11 protein-coding genes are annotated in these 20,857 nt (G+C 69.7%); 10 read left to right on the top strand and 1 reads right to left on the bottom strand.

Annotated features, from left to right (window positions below; genetic code table 11):
* Window positions 1-7,712 (top strand): non-ribosomal peptide synthetase (locus tag KVP70_RS32395; protein WP_217946524.1); only part of this gene is annotated, 7,712 nt, incomplete at its 5' end.
* A gap of 129 nt (window positions 7,713-7,841) precedes the next feature.
* Here KVP70_RS32395 and KVP70_RS32390 read toward each other — a convergent pair.
* Window positions 7,842-12,137, bottom strand: coding sequence for a beta-ketoacyl synthase N-terminal-like domain-containing protein (locus tag KVP70_RS32390; RefSeq protein ID WP_217946523.1), 4,296 nt, complete (start codon window positions 12,135-12,137; stop codon window positions 7,842-7,844).
* A gap of 345 nt (window positions 12,138-12,482) precedes the next feature.
* Between KVP70_RS32390 and KVP70_RS32385 the strand changes: the two genes are divergently transcribed.
* The 9 genes from KVP70_RS32385 to KVP70_RS32345 form a co-directional block, all read left to right on the top strand.
* Window positions 12,483-13,265 (top strand): radical SAM protein, encoded by a 783-nt coding sequence (locus KVP70_RS32385; protein ID WP_217946522.1) that lies wholly within the window; start codon window positions 12,483-12,485, stop codon window positions 13,263-13,265.
* A gap of 12 nt (window positions 13,266-13,277) precedes the next feature.
* On the top strand, window positions 13,278-13,553 hold the full coding sequence (locus KVP70_RS32380; RefSeq protein ID WP_217946521.1) for an acyl carrier protein: 276 nt from the start codon (window positions 13,278-13,280) through the stop codon (window positions 13,551-13,553).
* 2 nt (window positions 13,554-13,555) lie between these two features.
* Complete coding sequence (locus KVP70_RS32375; RefSeq protein WP_217946520.1) at window positions 13,556-14,809, top strand: glycosyltransferase; 1,254 nt, start codon at window positions 13,556-13,558, stop codon at window positions 14,807-14,809.
* A gap of 31 nt (window positions 14,810-14,840) precedes the next feature.
* The gene (locus tag KVP70_RS32370; protein WP_217946519.1) at window positions 14,841-15,707 is read left to right on the top strand and encodes a hypothetical protein; all 867 of its coding nucleotides are present in this window, start codon (window positions 14,841-14,843) and stop codon (window positions 15,705-15,707) included.
* 13 nt (window positions 15,708-15,720) lie between these two features.
* Window positions 15,721-16,089: a hypothetical protein gene (locus KVP70_RS32365; RefSeq protein ID WP_217946518.1), complete on the top strand. Its 369-nt coding sequence runs from the start codon at window positions 15,721-15,723 to the stop codon at window positions 16,087-16,089.
* 41 nt (window positions 16,090-16,130) lie between these two features.
* The gene (locus KVP70_RS32360; RefSeq protein WP_217946517.1) at window positions 16,131-17,786 is read left to right on the top strand and encodes a cyclic peptide export ABC transporter; all 1,656 of its coding nucleotides are present in this window, start codon (window positions 16,131-16,133) and stop codon (window positions 17,784-17,786) included.
* An 8-nt stretch (window positions 17,787-17,794) separates the two neighbouring features.
* Complete coding sequence (locus tag KVP70_RS32355) at window positions 17,795-18,550, top strand: thioesterase II family protein (RefSeq protein WP_217946516.1); 756 nt, start codon at window positions 17,795-17,797, stop codon at window positions 18,548-18,550.
* 130 nt (window positions 18,551-18,680) lie between these two features.
* Entirely contained in the window at window positions 18,681-20,546 is a 1,866-nt protein-coding gene (asnB, locus tag KVP70_RS32350) for an asparagine synthase (glutamine-hydrolyzing) (RefSeq protein ID WP_217946515.1), read from the top strand.
* A 36-nt stretch (window positions 20,547-20,582) separates the two neighbouring features.
* On the top strand, window positions 20,583-20,857 hold a 275-nt coding region (locus KVP70_RS32345; RefSeq protein WP_217946525.1), incomplete at its 3' end, for a hypothetical protein.

The raw sequence follows: 20,857 nt of genomic DNA, 5'->3' as shown, positions 1-20,857 counted from the left end.
TGCGCGCGCAGCTGGGCCGGACGCTGTCGGAATTCATGGTGCCCGGCGCCTTCGTGGTGCTGGATGAGCTGCCGCTGACGCCGAACGGCAAGCTCGATCGCAAGGCGCTGCCGGCGCCGGACGGCGATGCCTACGCCGCGCGCGGCTACCAGGCGCCGCAGGGCGAGACCGAAACAACGCTGGCGGCGATCTGGGCCGAGCTGCTGAAACTGGAACGGGTCGGCCGCCACGACAACTTCTTCGAACTGGGCGGCCACTCGCTGCTGGCGGTGGCGCTGATCGAGCGCATGCGCCGGGCCGGCGTGCAGACCGACGTGCGTGCGCTGTTCGGCACGCCGACCATCGCGGCGCTGGCCGCCGGCGGCGGTGCGGGCGACGTGGTGGTGCCGGCCAACGGCATCGTCGACGGCTGCGCGGCGATCACGCCGGACATGCTGCCGCTGGTGCAACTGAGCCAGCGGGAGATCGACGGCATCGTCGCGACGGTGCCTGGCGGCGCCGCCAATATCCAGGACATCTATCCGCTGGCGCCGCTGCAGGAAGGGATTTTGTTCCACCATATGATGCAGGGCGAGGGCGACGCCTACATCATGCCGACGCTGATCGAGTTCGACACCCGGGTGCGGCTGGATGGCTTCCTCGGTAGTTTGCAGACCGTGATCGACCGCCACGACATCCTGCGCACCGCGGTGCTGTGGGAAGGCCTGGCCGAACCGGTGCAGGTGGTGCTGCGCTCGGCGCGCATGCTGGTCGAGGAGGTCGAACTGGCGCCGGCCGACGGCGAAATCGCCGCGCAGCTGGGCGGCCGTTACGACCCGCACCACTACCGCATCGACGTGCGCCAGGCGCCGCTGCTGCGCGCCTTCCTGTGCGAGGACCGCGCCAACGGCCGCTGGCTGTTGCAACTGCTGACGCATCACCTGGCGATCGACCATACCACGCTGGAAATCCTGGTCGAGGAAATCCGCACCATCCAGCTGGGCCGCGAGGCCGATCTGCCACGGGCGCTGCCGTTCCGTAACTTCATCGCCCAGGCGCGCCTGGGGGTGAGCCGCGCCGAGCATGAGGCTTTCTTCACGCAGATGCTGTCCGATATCGACGAGCCGACCGCGCCTTACGGCCTGCTGGACGTGCGCGGCGACGGCTCGCAAATTGGCGAGGCACGCCAGCAGCTTCCTGCTGTGCTTGCGCGCCGTCTGCGCGCACAGGCGCGCGCGCAGGGGGTGAGTCCGGCCAGCCTGATGCACCTGGCCTGGGCGCAGGTGCTGGCGCGCCTGTCGGGACGCCAGGACGTGGTGTTCGGTACGGTGCTGCTCGGGCGCATGCAGGCTGGCGCGGGCGCCGACCGGGTGCTGGGCATGTTCATCAACACGCTGCCGGTGCGCATCAGCATCGACGCCATGGACGTCGCCCAAGGCGTGCGCCGCGCGCACACGCTGCTGACCCAGCTGCTGCGGCACGAGCACGCGTCGCTGGCCCTGGCGCAGCGCTGCAGCGGCATCGCCGCGCAGACGCCGTTGTTCTCGTCGCTGATGAATTATCGTCACAGCGCGTCGGCCGCCCCGGGGGCGCAGCAGCACTCCGGCGGCGACTGGGAGGGCGTGGACATCGTCGGCGGCGAAGAGCGCACCAACTATCCGCTGACCTTGTCGGTGGATGACCTGGGCGAGGACTTCTTGCTGACGGCGCAGGTCGACCAGTCGGTGTCGGCCGAACGCATCTGCGACTACCTGCAGACGGCGCTGGAAGGCATCGTCGCGGCGCTGGAAACGGCGCCGCAGACGGCGCTGGCGGAGATCGGCGTGCTGTCGGCGGCGGAACGCCGCCAGGTGCTGGTTGAATGGAACGCGACGGCGGCGGACTACGAGCAGGATGTTTGCCTGCACGAGCTGTTCGAACGCCAGGCCGAGCGCACCCCGCACGCGGTGGCGCTGGTGCATGAGCAGCGCCAGGTCAGCTACGCCGAGCTCAATGCGCAGGCCAACCGGCTGGCGCACCACCTGCTGGCGCTGGGCGTGGCGCCGGACGTGCGCGTGGCGATCTGCGCCGAGCGCGGCGTCGAGATGCTGGTGGCGATGCTGGCGACCCTGAAAGCGGGCGGCTGCTATGTGCCGCTGGACCCGGCCTATCCGCGCGAGCGGCTGGCCTATATGCTGGCCGACAGCGCGCCGCTGGTGGCGCTGAGCGTGGGCGCCGGCCGGGCCGCGCTGGACGATATCGGCGGCGAGGTGGCGCGCATCGACCTGCGCGAACAGGCTGCGTTGTGGAGCGGACAGGCGTCCGCCAATCCGCAGCGGCACGGACTGACCCCGGCCCACCTGGCCTATGTGATCTACACCTCCGGCTCGACCGGCGCGCCGAAGGGCGTGATGATCGAGCAGCGCAACGCGGTCAATTTCGTGCATTGGGCGCGCGACGAGTTCGACGCCGATACGCTGGCGCGCACGCTGGCGTCAACCTCGCTCAACTTCGACCTGGCGATGTACGAATGCTTCGTCCCGCTGAGCATGGGGCTGACCGTCACCATCGTCGCCAACGCGCTGTCCCTGCTGACGCAGGCGGTGGAGGTGAGCCTGATTAACACGGTGCCGTCGGCGATCGACGCGCTGGTGGGGGCCGGCGCGGTGCCGGCCTGCGTGGGCGCGGTCAACCTGGCCGGCGAGGCGCTCAAGCGCTCGCTGGTCGAGAAGATCTTCGCCGGCACCGGCGTGGCGACGGTGCGCAATCTGTATGGTCCTTCGGAGACGACCACGTATTCGACCTGGGTGACGATGACGCGCGAGCAGGGCTTCATCGCCCACATCGGCCGTCCGGTGGCCAACACCCAGGTCTACATCCTGGACGCGCGGCGCCAGCCGGTGCCGGCCGGCGTGGCCGGTGAGCTGTACATCGGCGGGGCCGGCGTGGCGCGCGGCTACCTGAACCTGCCGCAGATGACCGAGCAACGCTTCCTGCCCGATCCGTTCGCCGGCGTGGCCGGCGCCCGCATGTACAAGACGGGCGACCTGGGACGCCATCTGGCCGATGGCAACATCGAATACCTGGGGCGCAACGACTTCCAGGTCAAGATACGCGGCTTCCGCATCGAGCTCGGTGAGATTGAAACGAAACTGTCGGCCTGCGCCGGCGTGCGCGAGGCGGTGGTGCTGGCGCGCGAGGACCAGCCGGGCGACAAGCGGCTGGTGGCCTATCTGCTGGCGCGCGACGGTGCGCAGCTCGACGTGGCGGCACTGCGCGCCGAATTGGCGCGCACGCTGTCGGAGTTCATGCTGCCTGGCGCATACGTGGTGCTGGACGCTTTCCCGCTGACGCCGAACGGCAAGCTCGATCGCAAGGCGCTGCCGGCGCCGGACGGCGATGCCTACGCCGCGCGCGGCTACGAGGCGCCGCAGGGCCAGGTCGAGGAGACGCTGGCGGCGATCTGGGCCGAATTGCTGCAACTGGAACGGGTCGGCCGCCACGACAACTTCTTCGAACTGGGTGGGCATTCATTGCTGGCGACCCGGCTGGTGGCGCGGCTGGGGGCGTTGTTCGGCCGCCAGGTGCCGCTGCGGCTGATATTCGACGCGCCGACGCTGGCCGCGCAGGCCGAGGCCGCAGGCGGGCTGGCGTCCGCGCTGCCGGCCATTGCGCCGGTGCCGGAGCAGGACCATTATCCGCTGTCGCACGCGCAGCGCCGGCTCTGGCTGATGAGCCAGATCGTCAACGCCGAGGCGGCGTATAACGTCGGCATGGCGGTCCGCCTGCGCGGAGCGCTGGACCGGGAAAAGATGGCGCAGGCGCTGAGCGACATGATCGCGCGCCACGCGCCGCTGCGTTCGACGTTCATCACCGTGGACGGGGTGCCGATGCAGTGGCCGGGCGAAGCGCTGCCGGTCGAGCTGCCGCTCACCCACAGCGATATCGGCAGCGGCGACCCGCTGGGCGATGCGCGCGAGGCGTTGCGGCACTTTACCAATCAGGCGTTCAACCTGGAGACCGGTCCGCTGCTGCGCGCGCGCCTGCTGCGCCTGGGCGACGACGACCATGTGCTGGCCCTGGTGGTGCATCACATCGTGGCCGATGGTTGGTCGCTGGAGGTCATCGTCGGCGAATTGTCGGCCAGCTATGACGCGCTGTGCCAGCACGGCCAGGCGCGCGAGCTGGCGCCGCCACTGTCGGTGCAGTACGCCGACTACGCGCTGTGGGAGAAACAGATGCTGGACTCCGGCGCCTTGACGGCGCAGCGCGATTACTGGCTGGAGCGCCTGGGGTCCCATCTGGCGATCCTGCAGTTGCCGACCGACCGCGCGCGGCCGCTGGTCCACAGTTTCGCCGGCGCCCGGCATGTGACGCCGATCGATGCGCGCCTCGGCGCGGCGGCGCAGGCATTGGCGGCGCGCCACGGCCTGACGCCGTACATGCTGCTGCTGGCGGTGTACCAGGTGCTGCTGTACCGTCTCAGCGGACAGACCGACATCCTGGTCGGCACACCGCTGGCCGGGCGGCATCATCCGCAGGTGGGGGAGATGATCGGCCTGTTCGTCAACACGCTGGTGATGCGGGTTGACCTGTCGGACGATCCGAGTTTCCTGGCGCTGATGGCAAGGGTGCGCGGCGATACGCTGGACGCCTACACCAACCAGGACTATCCGTTCGACCTGCTGGTGGAGGAGTTGTCGGCGCGCCGCGACCTGAGCCGCCAGTCGATATTCGACACCACCTTCACGCTGCACAATGTGGCGGCGGCGTCGCCGGCGCGGCGCGACATCGCCGGCCTGGTGGTCGAGCCGTTTGAACTCGACGACAGCGCCGCCAAGTTCGACCTGAGCGCCACGGTGACGCTGGATGGCGACGCCATGTCGCTGGCACTGCAGTACAGCAGCGAGTTGTTCGACCCGGCCACCATCGCCCGCTTCGGCAGCTATTACGTCAAGCTGCTGGAAGAGGTGGTGGCTGCGCCGCAGACGCCGGTATCGCGTCTGCGCCTGCTGGGCGACGCGGAGCGGCGCCAGCTGCTGGCGCTGAGCGCCGGCGCCGACGTCGACACGGCCGGCGCCGTGGTCGACGACCTGGCGGCGCGCTTCGCCCGCCAGGCGGCCGCCAGCGCTGCGGCCAGCGCCGTGCGCTACGAGGGGCAGTCGCTCAGCTATGCCGAGCTGGACGCGCGCGCCAACCGCCTGGCCAATTATCTGGCCGGCAAGGGGGTGGGCGCCGAATCGCCGGTGGTGCTGTGCCTGGAGCGTTCGCTCGACATGATCGTCGCCATCCTGGCCGTGCTCAAGGCGGGCGGCTGCTACGTGCCGATGGAGCCGGGCGCGCCCGACGAACGGCTGGCCTACGTGCTGGCTGACTGTGGCGCGCGCCACGCGATCGGCCATGGCGCCCACAGCGCCAGGCTGGCGGCGCTGCTGGACGGCGCGGTGTGCCTGGACGCCGAGGCCGCGGCCATCGAGGCCTGCGCCGCGACGGCGCCGTCGCCGGGCGTCGATCCGCAGCGCAGCGCCTATGTGATCTATACCTCGGGCTCGACCGGACAGCCGAAGGGGGTGCAGCTGACGCATGCCAACGTGCTGCGGCTGTTCTCGGCCTGCGCGCGCCATTTCGACTTCGACCATGACCAGGTGTGGACCATGTTCCACTCCTACGCCTTCGATTTCTCGGTGTGGGAAATCTTCGGCGCGCTGCTGCACGGCGGCCGCCTGGTGGTGGTGCCGCAGGCGGTCACGCGTTCGCCGCAGGCGTTCACGCAGCTGCTGGCGGCCGAACAGGTGACGATGCTGAGCCAGACGCCGTCGGCCTTCCTGCGCCTGCTCGAAGGCGTGGCCGCCGGGCTCGACGGCGCTTGGGCCGCGACGCTGCGTTATGTGGTGTTCGGCGGCGAGGCGCTCGAGTACGGCAGCCTGCGGCCGTGGTTCCGGAACGGCCTCAACCCCGGCACGGCGTTGATCAATATGTACGGCATCACCGAGACCACGGTCCACGTGACGTGGAAGGAGGTCAGCGCGGCCGAGGTGGAGGCGGGCGGCGCCAGCGATGTCGGACGGCCGCTGGCGGACCTGTATTGCTATATCCTCGACGCCCACCGGGAGCCGGTGCCGGCCGGCGTGACCGGCGAGCTGTATGTCGGCGGCGCCGGGCTGGCGCGCGGCTACCTGAACCGCCCCGAGCTCAACGCCGAACGCTTCCTGGCCAACCCCTTCGTCGGGCAGCCGTCGGCGCGCCTGTACCGCTCCGGCGATCTGGCGCGCTGGAGCGCCACGGGCGGCATCGACTACCTGGGCCGGATCGATCACCAGGTCAAGATCCACGGCTACCGCATCGAGCTGGGCGAGATCGAGGCGGCGCTGGGACGGCATGCCGGCGTCAGCGCCTGCGTGGTGCTGGCGGTCAAGGACGTGCGCCAGCTGCAGGACAAGCTGGTGGCCTACTACAGCGCCGCGGACAGTCTGACGGCCAGCGCGCTGCGCGCCTTCCTGGGCCAGACGCTGCCCGAGTACATGCTGCCATCGGCCTTCGTGCACATCGCCGAGATGCCGTTGACCATCAACGGCAAGATAGACCGGAGCAAGCTGAAGAGCGACCTGACGTTGCGGCCGGCGCTCGATGTGGTCTACCGCGCGCCGCAGACGTCGATGCAGATCCGCCTGGCCAATATCTGGGGCGAGGTGCTGGGGGTGAGCCAGGTCGGCCTGCACGACAACTTCTTCGACCTGGGCGGCGACTCCTTCAGCGCCTACCGGCTGATGGCGCGCATCCTCGACGATCTGGGGCGCGACCTGCCGCTGGAGGCGATCTTCAAGATGCAGACCATCGCCGAACTGGAGCTGGCCCTGCTCGACGAGGAGGGCAGCGTGGCGGTCAACTCGCTGGTGATGCTGACGCCGGGCGCGCCGGGGGTGCGGCCGTTCTTCTGCATCCACCCGGCCGGCGGCGACGTGCTCGGCTTCCAGCCGCTGGCCCGCACGCTGGGGCCGCGGCGGCCGTTCTACGGCCTGCAATCGCCGGGACGCTTCCTCGGCGAGAGCAGCTTCTACAGCCTGGAGGAGATGGCCACCGGCTACCTGCACGACATCCTGTCGGTGCAGCCGCAGGGGCCGTACCTGCTGGGCGGCCATTCGATGGGCGGCAAGGTGGCCTACGAGATTTGCCGCCAGATGGAGGCGCTGGGCCACGAGGTGGCGGTGCTGGCGATCTTCGATTCGAACATCATCGAGCGGGCCAGCCCGATGGTCGATTCGCTGATGCTGTTGAGCGACATCTTCCAGCTCAACATCACGCGCGAGGGGCTGTTGGCGCACCAGGAACGCCACATGATCGACCATGTGCTGAAGGTGGCCAAGAAGAAGTTCGCCCGGATGCTGGAGATCGCCTATGAGCTCGACGTGCTGCCGCGCGGTTTCCGCACCAAGGACGCCGAGGCCTTCCTGAGCCGCATCGCCACCAATATCCACCTGTCGTCGGCCTATGTGGCGCAGCCGATCAACACGCCGATCAGCTTGTTCCTGGCCAGCGAGATGACGGAAAACGGTGACTTCATCGACCAGGAATCGTGGCGCAAGGTGGCCTTGTCGGGACTGACGGTGATTGAGTGTCCGGGCAACCACGTCAGCCTGGTCAACTACCCGCACGTGGCCACGCTGGCGCCGGTCCTGGCCGGCATCATTGAGCAGGCCGAACTGCGCATCGACGCGGCGCAGGCCGGCGAAGGGGAGGCGGTCAACGCGGAGTGAGTGGCGCGGCGGCGGCGGGCGGGCGCCCGCGCCGCCGTCGGGCAGGCCAGGCCGGCCGCAGTCGATCGACTGCGGCCGGTTTTTTTTCAGGTCGGGAAAGGGCGGGCCGGGGTGGCCCGCGCGGGCGGGTCAGGCGGTCGCGGCGAGCGCGGCCGCCTGCGGCGCGGGCAGCCCGAACGGGCGCCGCTGCAGCGGATAGGCGGGCAGCTCGACGATGGTCGCCGCCTGCCCACGGTACAGCGCCGGCCAGTCGAGGTCCACGCCCAGCTGCCACAGCGTGCCGAGGTCGGACAACAGCCGGCGCCGCGCCGGCTGGGCGGCGTCCGGCGCGTGCGTCTGCGCCGGTTCGCCGCGCAAGGGCAGGCAGTCGGCGCCGCCGTCCAGGTGCAGGTACAGATGGCCGTCCGGCGCGCCGGCGGCGTCCGGCGGCGCCAGGCGCTCGCGCAACAGCGCCAACGCCGGCGACGCGTCCGGCGTCGCCGCCCAGACGATGGCGAGCCGGGCGGCGCTGAAGCCGAGCTGCGACCAGCGCTGCGCGAGCGCCGCCTGCTCGCCCTGCCAGGCGGCCAGTTCGAGCGCGTCGGCCAGCGCCAGTGCGCCGGCCAGGCAGGCGGCGAGCCAGGCGCCGGCGCCGTCGGCCAGCAGCAGCGCCGGCCGCACGCCGAGCTCGGACCACAGCGCGGCCGTCGCATAGTCGGCCGCGAAGCGGGCCGCGCGCCGCCAGGCCGGCTGGCCGTGGTCGTGGTGGAAGGCCAGGGCCAGCGCCGGCAGCGCCGGATGCAGGGCGCCGAAGGCGGCGTCGCAGGCGTCGAACGCGGCGCGGTAGACGGGGTGGTCGCGGTACAGCGCGCCGTCCAGCGGCAGCGCGCGCGCGCTGCCGTCGTGGCAGGCCCAGGCCAGCGGCGGCGCCTTGCCCGGCGCCGGCGCCGGCGCGGCGCCGGCCAGCAGGCCGGCGGCGTCGGCGCCGCTGTCGAGCAGCACGCTCCAGCGCCGCCCGAAGCGCTGGCGGCCGGCGCTCATGGTGTAGCACAGGTTGCCGAGGTCGGTGGCCGGGTGGCGCAGCAGATGGGCGTGCAGGCCGGCGCGCAACTGCGCCAGCTCGTCGTCGTTGCGCGCAGACAGGCACAGCAGGTGCGGCGCCGCGGCGCGCGCCGCCGCCGCCGCCGGCGCCTCGCGCAGCACGGCGTGGGCGTTGGTGCCGCCAAAGCCGAACGCGCTGACGCCGGCGTGGCGCGGCCCGGCGCCGGCCGGCCACGGCGTCAGCGCCCGCACCGGATAGAAGGGGCTGGCGTCGAAGCGCAGGCGGGCATGGCTGCTCTGGAAGTGCAGCGTGGCGGGCAGTTGCCGGTGGCGCAGCGCCAGCGCCACCTTGAGCAGGCCGGCCACGCCGGCGGCCGCCAGCAGGTGGCCGATGCCGGTCTTGACCGAGCCGATGGCGCATTGGCCGGCGCCGGCGCCGGCCTCGGCGCCGAAGACCCGGGTCAGCGCGCGCAGTTCGATCTGGTCGCCCAGCGGCGTGCCGGTGCCGTGCGCCTCGACGTAGCTGACCCGGGCCGGACTGACGCCGGCGCGGGCGTAGGCCCGGCGCAGCACCTGCTCCTGTCCTTCCGGGGCCGGCGCCATGATGCCGATCGACTTGCCGTCGTTGTTGATGGCGCTGGCGGCGATGACGGCGTCGATGCGGTCGCCGTCGGCGAGGGCGCGTTCGAGCCGCTTGAGCACCACCACGCCGCCGCCTTCGCCCGGCACCATGCCGTTGGCGGCGCTGTCGAAGGTGCGGCAGACGCCGTCGGGCGACAGCGCGCCGGCCTGGGCGAACATTTCGTGGGCGTGGGCGGTGTGCATCAGGTTGACGCCGCCGGCGATGGCCAGCGTGCAGTTATCCTGCAACAGGTCGTTGCAGGCGTAGTGCAGGGCCACCAGCGACGACGAGCAGGCGCTGTCGAAGGTCAGCGCCGGGCCGGTGGTGTCGAGCGTATGGGCGATGCGCGCCGCCACCATATTGAGCAGGTTGGCCGGCATCAAACGGGTGTGCTGGGCGCCGCTGAAGTCCTGGCGGCGGCGGCGCACCGCGATCTCCTCCAGGTAGCTGTTGTGGCTGACGCCCAGGTAGATGCCGACCTCGCGCCGGGCGTCGAGGCGGGCGCCGTTGCAACCGGCGTTGTCCATCGCCTCGTATGCCAGCTCCAGCATCAGGCGTTGCTGCGGGTCCATGATGCAGGCCTCGTCCTCGGCGATGCCGAAGAAGTCGGCGGCGAACAGCTCGGCGTCGGCCAGCGCCGCCATGTGGAAGCTGCCGCGCGGGCTGGTCCAGCGCGCCGCCGGCACCGGCGCCGTGAAGCTGGCGCCGGCGCACAGATTGTCCCAGAACTGCGCCAGCGTGGCGGCGCCGGGGAAGCGGCCGGCCATGCCGATGATGGCGATGTCGCCGGCGCGCGCGGCCGGCGCCGGCGCCGGCGCTGGGATGGGGCCGGCCGGCGCCGGCGCGTCGGCCCGCGCCAGATATTCGGCCACCTCGCGGATGCTGCGGCATTGCAGCAGCAGCGCGTAGCCGTACTCGCGGCCGCTGTGCTGCTCGACCCTGGCCAGCATTTCGATCGCCTGTACCGAGGTGCCGCCCAGCGCGGTGAAGGCGGCGTCCAGCGGCAGCGTGGCCGCCTCGCGCCGCAGCACGGCGGCCCAGATCGCGCGGACCGCGCTCTGGCCGGCGTCGGCCGGCGCCGCCTCCGGCGCGGCGGCCGGGGCGTGCTGGTGGAATTGCGCCAGCAGCGCGTCGAACTCGCCGTCGCGCACCTGTTCGGCCAGTTTGTAGCGCTGCAGCTTGCCGCTGGTGGTGCGCGGGATGCGGCGCGCCGGCAGCGCGGCGTCGACCGGGAACGACAGATAATCCTGGGCGCTCTGGCGCAGCTGGTGCAAGCGCGGCCAGTCGGTCTGCTTGCCGCGCAAGGTGGCGAACAGCAGCACCCGTTCGCGGCCGCTGGCGGCGTCGCTCAGGCCGCAGGCGACGACGGCGCCGTCCTTGAGGCCGTGGCGTTCGGCCAGGTGGCGCTCCAGGTCGGCCGTCATGACGGTGCGGCCGTTGACGAAGATGACGTCCTTGCGGCGTCCGGTGATCACCAGGCGGCCGTCGCACAGGCAGCCCAGGTCGCCGGTGCGCAGCCAGCCGTCGGCCGAGAACAGCCGCTCGGCGTCGACCCCGCCGACATAGCCGCTGGTGACGTTGACGCCGCGGATCTGCACCTCGCCCAGGCGCATCGGCGCCAGCACGGCGCCGTCGTCGCCGACGATGCGCAGCTGCACCGACGGCAGCGCGGCGCCGCAGTCGACGTATTCGAGCGCGTCGTCGGCCTCGCCGGCGGGCTGGGCCACGCCCTGCGCGACCAGCCGCTCGCGCGCGAAGCGATGCAGCAGCGGCGGCGCGGCGCTGACGGCGATGGTCACGGCCAGACAGGCCTCGGCCATGCCGTAGGCGGGGCACATGGCCGCCGAACGGAAGCCATGCGGCGCCAGGCGCGTGCTGAAAGCGCGCACCACCTGCGGCGAGATCGGTTCGGCGCCATTGAACAGCAGCCGCAGGCTGGACAGGTCGATGGCGCCGGCCGCGGCGGTGTCGAGCTTGTCGAGCACGTGCTGCAGGCCGAAGTTGGGGCTGCCGGTCACGCTGGCGCGGTGGGCGCCGATCTTGCGCAGCCAGGCCAGCGGGTCGGCGATGAAGTGGGCCGGCTGCATCTTGACCTGGGTCATGCCCACGTGCAGCGGCACCAGGTGGAAGCAGATCAGGCCCATGTCGTGGAACAGCGGCATCCAGCTGAGCATGCGCTCGCCGGGCTGCAGCGCCGCCGCCTCGGCGATCTCGCGCACGTTGCACAGCAGGTTGCGGTGGCTCAGGCGCACGCCCTTGGGGACGCCGGTCGAACCGGAGGAGAACTGCAGGAAGGCCAGGTCGTCCGGCTCGCCCTGGTGGGGACGGGCCAGCGCCGCCAGGCCCTGGCCGGGCGCGTCGGCCAGCCAGGCCACGCCGTGCGCGGCCGGCGTCAGCCCGTGCGCCGCGTAGTGGGCGACCTGGTCGGCGTCAAGCACGATCAGCGGCGCCTGCAGCACCCGGCACACACTGTTGAGTTTTTGCGCCGCTTCGGAATCGCGCACCCAGGCGCCGACCTTGGGCAAGATCACCGGCACCATGCCGCCGAGCAGCGCGCCCCAGAACAACTCGAGCTGGCGCCGCTCGCAGGCGACCTGCAGCAGCACGGTGCGGCCCGGCGCCAGCCCGTGCTCCTGCAGAAAGGCCAGGGTGCGCAGCGCGTCGTGGTAGAGCGCGGCATAGCTGTGGGTCTGCTCGCTCTCGTCGCGGCGGATGTGGATGACGGCCTCGCTGGGCGCGTCGGAGGCGGCACGCCTCAGAAGGTCGACTAGTGTACGCAACATGTTCTCTGGTGGATGGACAGGGAGCGCCGGCCGGCGGGAGGCGGCAGGATGTGGCGCCCGGCCCGTCATTGTCGGCGCGCGGCGGCGCAAGCGGAACGGCCTGGATTTCTTGCGTCCGGCGGCGTTTCATGCTTATAGGCGGTGCCGTCCGGCGCGGGGTTTTTTTAAAAAAAAAGCGGCAATTATGCGTTAAAAATCCGGATATGCCTAGAAATTCCAGCGCTTTCACTTCAGTGGCCGCGTGCCTATGATGTCGCTGTCACGTGCCGGCCGCTGCGTCGCCGGCCACGCCCGGATGCGAGGCGCCGCCGACCCTCCCCACCTCTCTTTGCAGGCCATGCCGAGATGCATATTCAAATAGAACTGACCACCATTTGCAACTACGGTTGCTTTTACTGCGCCGGACGCGACATGGAGCAGCGGGATATCGATATGGCGCTGTTCGACCAGATCCTGCACCAGCGCCTGCCGCCGGGGCGGCACCGGGTGTCGCTGCAGGGCGAGGGCGAGCCGACCATGCATCCCAAGTTCTGGGAGATGGTCCAGGCCGTCGCCGCGCTCGGGCACACGCCGTACACCATCACCAACGGCAGCCGCATGAAGCCGGACAAGGTGGCGCAGTATTTTCCGCGCATCGGCATCTCGATCGACACCATCGATCCCGACGAGGCCGAACGCATCAAGCGCCACAACGTGGCCAAGGTGCTGCGCAACCTGGAGGCGCTGCTGGAGATCTACGAGCCCTGGCGGGTGGTGGTGCACACGGTCGACTACGGCCAGCCGCTCGACGCGCTGCGCGAGTACCTGGCGCGGCTGAAGATCAACAAGCACGTCGTCCAGGGGCTGCAGGTCAAGGACGACTACGCCAAGCGCTATCCGGGCCAGCTGCCGGTGACGTTCCACAAGCTGAAATACAACTGTGCCTACATCGACCAGCCGGTGATGCGCTTTTTCAACATCGACGGCGTGGAAATGCCGTGCTGCTACATCAAGGACGCCAGCAAGTTCACCTCGATCGAAGACATCCGCGACTCGCTGCAGCGCAAAGTGGTGCCCAGCGCCTGCGTCGGCTGTAACGAGCTGCACGAGAACGAGACCAGCCGCTCCGGCGTGTTTCAAATTATGTGAGAAGGAAGTGACATGAGTGTAAGCAATGAAGTGATGAGCCGATTCTGCCAGGATATCGGCCTCAAGCTCGATTTCGACGCCGTCGATCCGGCCGCGACGCTGCAGGAGCTGGGCGTCGATTCGATGTCGCTGGTGCAGCTGATGTACACGCTGGAGGATGAGTACGGCGTGACGATAGGCACCCAGGAAATGCTTGAGATTAACACCGTGGGCGCGCTCAGCGCCATGCTGCGCCAGAAGATGGCGGCTGACACGTCCGCCCCGTCGACGCTGGCGGCGGCCAGCTGAAGATGGATGGTGCGCCCCGCATCGCGCTGCTGACCTGGGGTTCGCACGGCGACGTCGTGCCCTTTGTCGCGCTGGGCCAGGCGTTGCGCGATGCCGGTTACGATGTGCTGCTGGCGGCCCAGCCGATGCATGCCGGTTTCGTGCGCGGCCACGGCCTCGCCTTCGAGCCGGTCGGCAGCGACCTGGCCAGCGCCCGCTACCAGCAGTTGATGGACACGCTGGTGGACGAGCCCAATCCGCGCAAGCAGATGCAGATGCTGCTGCGCGACACGCTGCTGCCCGACCTGGAGCGCCAGTACCGCGACAGCCTGCGGGTGGTGGCCGGCGCGCGGCTGGTGGTGGCGCACTGGATGCAGCTGGCGGCGCTGATGGCGGCCGAGAAGGCCGGGGTGGCGCGCGTCACCGTCACCCTCAACCCGGCCGGCGTCGCCTGCCTGGAGCGGCCCGGCGGCGCCGGCCTTGGCCGCAACATTGGTCGCGAACTTGCCGACCATCTGTGGGGGGACGCGATTGCGCGCTTCCGCGCCGGCGCGGGCCTGCCGGCGATCGATTCCGTGGCGGCCTACCAGTACGCCGGCGTGCTGAGCCTGGTGGCGGTCAGCCGCCACCTGCTGCCGGCGCCGCTGGCCGGCCATCAGGTGACCGGCTTCTGGCCGCTGCGCGAGGAGCGCGGCTGGACGCCGCCAGACGGGCTGCGCGATTTCCTGGACGCCGGGGAAGCGCCGTTGGTGATAAGCTTCGGCAGCATGGGCGGGCGGGCAGACGAGACGCGCGCGCTGCTGCTGGAGGCGATACGGCTGAGCGGACGGCGGGCGGTGGTGCAGGGCGGCTGGGCGCGCTGGAATTTCGGCGCCGGCACGCCGTCGCTGTACCACCTCGATTATGCGCCGCACGGTTATCTGTTCGCCCGGGCCGCCTGCGTGGTCCACCATGGCGGCGCCGGCACCACGGCCGCGGCGCTGCGCGCCGGCGTGCCGTCGGTGGTGGTGTGGCATTTGCTGGACCAGCCTTATTGGGGTAACGTGCTGGCGCAGGCGCGGCTGGGGCCGCGTCCGCTGCAACGGCTGGGCCTGACCGCCGGCGCGCTGGCCGACGCCATCGGCCAGGCGCTGGCCGACGACGCTTACCGGGCGCGTTGCGCGGCGATGGCCGCGCTGCTGGCCGGCGAGGACGGCGTGGCGCAGGCGTTGCCGGCGATCGAGGCGTGCGTGCGCGCGCAGCGGCCGCCGCGGCACGGCGCCGGGATGGCCGCCTGAGCGGCCTGCATCACCTTTCACAGGAGAACACATGAAGCACCGGATTATTTCAAGCGCGCTGCTGATGGCGGCGCTGGGCCTGGCCCGGGTCGCGCCGGCCGCCCAACAGGCCGGCGCGCCCGCCGCCGAGGCGGCCAAGCCGGTGGCGACGCTGGGCGAGGTCGACGTCAGCGCGCTGCGCGAGGTGGACGAAAAGCCCTACGACAAGATTTACAAGGGCATGGAACTGTTCGAGCGCTACCACGCGCAGGCGCCGGCGGCGGCGCTGCGTTTCCGGCTGTATCCGCGCGTGGCCCCGCTCGACACGGCGGGGCTGGTCGTCAAGCTCAGCGGCGACAAGATCGAGCAGACGCTGCCGCTCGACGCGCAGCTCGGCTTCAGCCTGCCGCGCGACGCCGCAGCGGCCGCCGAAGGCGCCTTTGTCAGCACCAACCGGCCGGCCAAGAGCTTTGCCTGGCGGGCCGACATCCGCAGCCCCGGAGTGCCGGCCAACGCGCGCCGGCTCGGCGATCTGCGGCTCGAATGCAAGGTCGACCTGATGGCGGCCGACCTGGCGGCCGGCATCAAGACCCCGGCGTTCCACCTGCTGCTGGCCGCCGGCGTCGACCCCTGCACCAACCGCGGGGTCAGCATGCTGTATTTCGGCGAGCGGCCGGTGTTCGGCGTGGCGCTGGTGGCGGGCAAGCGGCGCCAGGAGTTGCCGGCGTTCGCGCTGTTCGGCAGCAAGAGTCCCGAGTTCGTCGCCAATATGCTGGACTGGAAATTGCTGCGCGACCGGCTCTATTACATTCCGCTGTGGGACGAGAGCTGGTCCGACGACACGCTGGTCGAACTGAGCTATGTCGACGACGTGTTGAGCGCGCCGGCCACCGCCGCCCATGGCCAACCCAAGGAGTAGCCTGACGATGAAGATGGTAGCGATAGTACTGATGGGCGTGCTGGCCGCCGGCCTGGGCGGTTGCGCCACGAGCGGCGCCGGCGGCGTCAGGGACCTGACCCAGGAACAGGCGGCGCGGGTGCTGGTGGTCGGCAAGACCAGCAAGGCCGAGGTGCGCGCCGCGCTGGGCGAGGGCGAGGTGACGCCGTTCGCCAGCGGCGCCGAGGTCTGGGTCTACAGCTATGAGGAGGGCGCCGCCCGATTCGCCTCCTTCATACCGCTGGTCGGCCGGCTGGCCAACAATGGCAGGACGATCAAGGAGTTGAAGATCATCTTCGGCGCCGACGGCGTCGTGCGGAAGTACCAGTTGCAGGATATCGCGCTGCAAATCGGCGCGCAGTAGCACCCGGGCGGACGCCGGGCACTTTCCACGGGTGGGGTCTCATGAAATTACTGTCTTATATCTATCGTCACGCCGGCCGGTTGCTGCTGCTGGCCACGCTCAGCAGCATCGTCAGCGGCATCAGCGGCGCCGCCCTGGTCGGCGTCATCGGCAAGGGGCTGGCCGGCGACGGCGCGGCGCTGCTGCCGCTGGCCGGCGCCTTCTTCGCGCTGTGCGTGCTGAACGTGGCGAGCAAGTCGTATGCGGAAGTGGCGCTGCTGCGCACCACGCAGACGGCGATCTTCCACATGCGCACCGAGATCAGCCGCAAGCTGCTGGCGACGCCGCTGCGCAAGCTGCAGGAGCTCGGCAAGCCGGGGCTGCTGACCATCCTGACCAAGGACATCGACATCGTCATCGGCGCGTTCCAGCTGTTGCCGGCCGCGTTCGGCAACCTGATCGTCATCGCCGCCTGCCTGGCCTACATGGCCTGGCTGTCGTGGCAGCTGTTCCTGATCTATGTGGTGTGCCTGGCGGTGTGCGTGGCCGGCTTCACGCTGGCCGAGCGCCGGCCGATGGCGCGGCTGGTGCTGGTGCGCCAGCACATCGACCAGCTGTATGCGTATTTCCGCGACCTCATCGAGGGCAGCAAGGAGCTGCAGCTCAACGCCCGGCGCGGCGCGCGGTTTGTCGACGATGTCATCGCGCCATCGGCCGGGCGCTTTCGCCACGCCTACAGCGCGGCCATGATCGGCTACACCACCGTCAACAACGTCGGCATGATCCTGTTTTACCTGATCATCGGCGTGCTGCTGTTCCTGGTGCCGCTCTGGCTGCCGCAGCGCGCCGAGGTGCTGGCCACCACCACGCTGATCCTGATGTACCTGATCAAGCCGATTGCCGACATGACCGCGATGGTGCCGGCGCTGCGCCAGGCCGGCATATCGATGGACAAGGTGGAGCAGCTGAACGGCGCGCTGGACGCGCCGGCGCCGGCCGCCGGCGCGCCGGCGTTCGCGCGCCAGGCGCCGCTGCGCCTGCAACTGCGGCAGGTGTGCCACCGCTATCCGGGACTGAGCGAGGACCACCAGTTCATGCTCGGGCCGCTGGACCTGACGATCGCCCAGGGCGAATGCGTGTTCATCATCGGCGGCAACGGCAGCGGCAAGACCACGCTGGCCATGCTGCTGCTGGGTTTGTACCTGCCGGAGGGCGGCCAGGTCGTGTTGAACGGCGAGGCCGTCACGGCCGACAATATCGACCAGTACCGCCAGCACTTCTCCGCCGTGTTCGCCGACTTCCATCTGTTCGAACATCTGCTGGGCGAGCCGGGCGCCGCGCTGGAGGCGCGCGCCAACGAGTTCATCGCCAAGTTCGGCCTGGCGCACAAGGTCCGCATCGAGGACGGCAGGTTTTCCACGCGCGATCTGTCGACCGGCCAGCGCAAGCGGCTGGCGCTGGTCTCGGCCTACCTGGAGGACCGCCCGGTCTATCTGTTTGACGAGTGGGCGGCCGACCAGGACCCGGCGTTCAAGCGGGTGTTCTACACCGAGCTGTTGCCGGAGCTGAAGGCGCGCGGCAAGACCGTGCTGGTGATCAGCCACGACGACGGCTATTTCGACTGCGCCGACCGCATCATCAAGCTGGCCGACGGCCAGCTGCAGGTGGTTTCCGGCGCCCATCCCGCGGCGCCTGCCGGCGCGCTGCACCTAGCATGAGGAACGATATGAACAATCCGTGGCTGATACGCCGGCCGGCCCCCGGGCGCAGCCTGCGCCTGTACTGTTTCGCCTATGCCGGCGGCGGACCGGCGGTGTACGCGCCGTGGCAGGCCGCGCTCGATCCGGCGATCGAGGTGTGCGCGATCCAGCTGCCGGGGCGCGGCGCGCGCTTCGGCGAAACGCCGTGGCGCGACATGGCGCTGCTGGTGGCGACCATCGCCGAGGCGATCGAGCGCGACAGTCCGCTGCCGTTCGCGTTCTTCGGCCATAGCCTGGGCGCGCTGCTGGCGTTCGAGGTGGCCGGCTACCGCCAGCGCCGCGGCTGGGCCGCGCCGGTGCACCTGTTCGCCTCCGGCTGCAACGCGCCGCAGCGGCGCAGCCCGTCGCTGGACTTGCACCTGATGGAGGACGCCGAGTTGATCGAGTCGCTGCGCGAGTACAACGGTTCGCCGCCCGAGGTGCTGGCCAACCGCGAGCTGATGACGCTGCTCCTGCCCATGGTGCGCGCCGACTTCCTGCTGGCCGAGACCTATGCCTACCAGGCGCGCGAACCGCTGGACCTGCCGCTCTCGGTGCTGGCCGGCCGCCACGACGAGCACACCACCGCCGCGCAGCTGGAAGGCTGGCAGCTGGAGTCGCGCCAGCCGTGCCGCATCGAATGGTACGAGGGCGACCATTTCTTCCTGAACCAGTGCCGCGAGCAAGTGATCGAGTTTGTCGGAGCGCAACTGGGCCTGCTGACGGCCAGTTGCCGCGCCTAGCGCGCCGCAATTGAGCATGAAAGCGGAAAGTCCGCAAATAATTTGCGCCGTTGGTGTTGCGCATCGTCTGTAAGACAATGGCGCGCCGGGCGCACCGGCTATTTTCCCCACCGCCAGAAGGAACGTTTTTATGTGTGGCATTGCAGGCACTCTTGATTTGAACCACCAGCGCGCGACCACCGAGGGCATGCTGGTCCATATGGCCAACCAGCTGATCCACCGCGGACCGGACGATGCCGGCTACTGTCTGAAAAATGAAGTGGGCCTGGCATTCCGGCGCCTGTCCATCATCGACTTGAAGCATGGCAATCAGCCGTTCTTCAGCGACGACGGCCGCATCGTTTCGATCTGCAACGGCGAGATCTACAACTACCGCGAATTGCGCCACGAGCTGCAGCAAAAGGGCTATCGCTTCAAGACCGAATGCGACGTCGAGGTGCTGATCCCGCTGTACCAGGAATATGGCCTGGAGTTCATGAAAAAGCTGAACGGCCAGTTCGGCTTCGCCATCTTCGACGATGCGCAAAAGCAGTTGCTGCTGGTGCGCGACCACGTCGGCATCTGCCCGCTGTTCTATACGGTGGCGGCCGGCAGCCTGGTGTTCGGTTCCGAGATCAAGGCGGTGATCGCCCATCCGGCGGTCAAGCGCGCGGTCAATCTGCGCGGCCTGGACCAGGTGCTGAGCTTCCCCGGCAGCGTCAGCCCGACCACCATGTTCGAGAATATTTCCGCGCTGCGCCCCGGCCACTATCTGCTCGTCAAGACCAACGGCGCGCTGCAGGAAAAGGAGTACTGGGACCTCAATTTCGGCACCACCACGCCCGACCATGGCGACGACGGCCAGTATCTGGACGAGTTCGACGAGATCCTGCGGCGCGCGGTCAAGGACCGCCTGAACGCCGACGTGCCGGTCGGCTACTACCTCAGCGGCGGACTCGATTCCTCGCTGATCGGCAGCGTGGCGCAAGCGGTGGCGCCCGATCCGCTGCGCCATTCGTTCTCGATCGCCTTCGACGACGCCGAGCACGACGAGCGCTCCTTCCAGCGCGCCTACACCCAGCACATCCCGTCCACCCACCACGAGATCCAGTTCGACTGGAAGCAGGTGGCCGAACGCCTGCGGTCGGCGGTGTATTATTCGGAGGCGCCGCTCAAGGAATCGTACAATACCTGTTCGCTGGCGCTGTCCGAGCTGGTGCGGGACAGTGGCGTCAAGGTGGTGCTGACCGGCGAGGGCGCCGACGAATTGTTCGCCGGCTATGTCGGCTACCGCTTCGACGCCATGCGCGCCGGCCAGGTCGACGGCGTGCGCGAACTGGACGAAATGCTGGAGGACGAGGAGCGCAACACCTTGTGGGGCAACAAGAGCTTCTTCTACGAGAAGAACTACCTGGCGCTGAAGGCGGTCAAGCTCGACCTGTACAGCCCCGCGGTCGGTGCGCGCTTCGGCCAGTTCAACGCGGTGCGCAGCGACCTGTTGCAGCGCGCCAAGATGAAGGGGCGCCACCCGATCCACCAGCGCTCGTATGTGGACTTCAAGCTGCGCCTGTCGGACCATTTGCTGGCGGACCACGGCGACCGGGTGTCGTACGCCAACTCGATCGAGGCGCGCTATCCCTTCCTCGACATCCGCATGGTGGAATTCGCCGCACGCCTGCCGCCGCGCCTCAAGCTCAACGGCCTGGTGGAAAAATACATCGTCAAGGAGGTGGCCAGGCGCTATCTGCCGGCGTCGATCTTCCAGCGCGAGAAGTTCCACTTCGTCGCCCCCGGCAGTCCGGCCCTGCTGGCGCAAAACATCGACTGGGTCAACGAGCTGCTGTCGCCGGAAGTGATCGCCAAGCAGGGGTATTTCAACCCGGAGACGGTGGAGCGCCTCAGGAAAGTCTATGCGCGTCCGGGATTCAAGTTGAACCTGCCGTTTGACAGCGACTTGCTGATGACGGTGCTGACCTTCGGCATCTTCCTGCAAACCTTCGGGATGCCGGATCATTGAGGCGGATCGTCGCCCCACCAGAGAGCTGGAGCACAGATGCGTGAAGCGGCGGTGAAGCGCGGCGTGCGGCGCCTGGCGCCGCTGGCCTGGGTGTTGCTGGTCCATATGCTGCTGTGGTGGCTGGTGAAGGGGGCCGGCGTATGGCGCGCGGTCCCGGCCGCACACAGCGAGGTCGCGGTCCGGCTGCTGGCGGCGTCCGCGCCGGCCGGCGGCGCGGACGCCGCGCCGCCGGCCGCGGCGTCGAGCTGGGCCGATCGCTACTTCCAGGACGCCACCATGAAGGCCGACAAGTTCGTGCCTGAAGGTATCGA

The organism is Duganella violaceipulchra, from assembly GCF_019166075.1.
GTDB classification, from domain to species: Bacteria; Pseudomonadota; Gammaproteobacteria; order Burkholderiales; family Burkholderiaceae_D; genus Rugamonas; species Rugamonas violaceipulchra.
The sequence above is the reverse complement of the archived record's forward strand: the minus strand, read 5'-3'. Positions and strand labels throughout refer to the sequence as shown.